This is a genomic window from Natrinema hispanicum (genome assembly GCF_900111485.1).
GTDB lineage: Archaea > Halobacteriota > Halobacteria > Halobacteriales > Natrialbaceae > Natrinema > Natrinema hispanicum_A.
In genome coordinates this window covers 1-1859 of the sequence record NZ_FOIC01000082.1, presented here as the reverse complement: position 1 = coordinate 1859, position 1859 = coordinate 1, and the positions used below count along the sequence as shown (strand labels likewise).

Sequence of the window (1859 nt, the reverse complement as noted above, 5' to 3'; positions counted from 1 at the left end):
TTGGACACACTTGTCCCCTCCTCAATCCTCTCGAAAAGATGCCTCGATAAGCCACTGCTGTCTGGCGGTTCGTCACTTAGCTAAAGACGCATGCTCGAACCGGTTCCTCCGCACCGATGCCTACGCGGAGGCGATGGACGGTCGGCTGACCGGCCAGTTCGGCACTGACACGCGTGGCTGGCGTCGTCTCCTCGAGATCATCCCCTCTCTTGGAGTCCCAGATCCGACCGACAATGCGAACGTTCACGTCGCCCACATCGACGGCGAATACGTCGCACTCACCGAGGCCCCGCGTCGGGTCGCCTTCGATCCCGAGACGCTCGAGACACGCGGGCGCTTTCGATTTCACGACGACCTGCCCGAACACATCACGGCCGCGCATTTCGTCGACGACCCGCATCGGGACGAACTAGTCGGCTTCGCTACGCAGTTCGGTCGGCGGCCACAGTACCACCTCTACCGTCTCCCAGCTGGGTGTCGCACGCGTGAGGTCATCGCCTCTATCGACGCGAATGGGCCGGCGTATATCCACGACTGCAGCGTCACCGCAAACCACGTTATCATTGTGGAGTCGCCGCTCGTTCTGTCGGTGTTCCAGGCACTGAATCCGTTTGCTGAGGGGGCGATCGACATGCTCGACTGGCAGCCAGAGCGTGACACACGTGTGCTCGTGGTCAATCGGAATACCGGCGACGTTGTGGCCGATCCGACGTTCGAGCCGGCCTTTACCTTCCACCATGTCAACGCCTACGTTGACGGCGGGACGATCGTCCTCGATCTCGTGGCGTTCCCGAACGGCGACATCGTCGACACCATGTCGCTGTCCGAACTCGATGGCAATGGCTTCCCAGACGTGCCTGATGCCCACCTGATGCGGTACCGCATCAACCCCGACTCGAACACGGTCAACCGGACGCGACTCTACGATGGCGCGATGGAGATGCCACGCGTCGCCCGCTCAGTCGTCGGCCGACGCCACCGCTATGTGTACGGACAAGTGACCGATCGCACGGGGGCAAACGGACTCGTCAAAGTGGATTGTAAAACAGGCACCGCCAAGGAGTGGTGGAAGCGGTCGGTCTACATCGAGGAACCAGTTCCCGTCCAGCATCCTGATGCCGATACCGAAGACGAGGGCGTCGTGCTCGCGACGGCGCTGAACACCCAACGTGAGCGGACGGAACTCATGATCTTTGACGCAGCGACGCTCGAGGTTCAAGCGCGGGCTGTTCTCCCACACGCGGAACCCTTCGGCTTCCACGGCCGTTTCTTCCAGAACGTGTAGCTTCCCTACATCGCTGTTAGCTGAAAGCGAGGGCGCTAAGCCCCTGTCCTCAAGGAGCGAACGGCGGTAGCTGTGAGCGAGTAGGGCGGAGTCGTTTATCTCCTGCCCACGTTCCTCCTTTCTTGACAGAGACTACGGGGTGCAGCCGAGCAGTATTGCTGTTCGAAGCTGAGGAATTTTCCGCGTCCTCGAGATCGAGTCGCTGCCACTCAATGTGGTTAACCGGATCAAAAGCTGCCCGGATGGGCGCAGAGTGGTGGCCGCCGGGCGAACTGAGACAACGTCGGGTCGAGGCTGATTGGATCTGTTTGTCGCGCCGGGGTAACGCGACAGGAGGGTAGTTCGGGAGAACCAGTATCAACTTCGTCTCGATTCTCGGTTACTCAGAACCGTCTTAACAGACCAGTCAGTAGCCTTGCACGGCCAGATTGATGTACGGGAGGACGAATTCGACGAGTTGACGCTCGGTCGTTCGCAAGTGATATGAATTTGAGCGCATACCTCCGTCTTCAGGCGGAGGTCAAGCGGTAGGCTCAGCATGCTACTCGCAATCGGTGGCTAGGCCGGATTTCCA

General features: G+C 60.1%; 1 protein-coding gene. It reads left to right on the top strand.

Annotated elements, in window-relative coordinates; translation table 11 throughout:
* The coding region (locus tag BSG09_RS19995) for a carotenoid oxygenase family protein (RefSeq protein ID WP_254799227.1) at window positions 1-1285 on the top strand (1285 nt) is incomplete at its 5' end.
* Window positions 1286-1859: the final 574 nt, after the last annotated feature.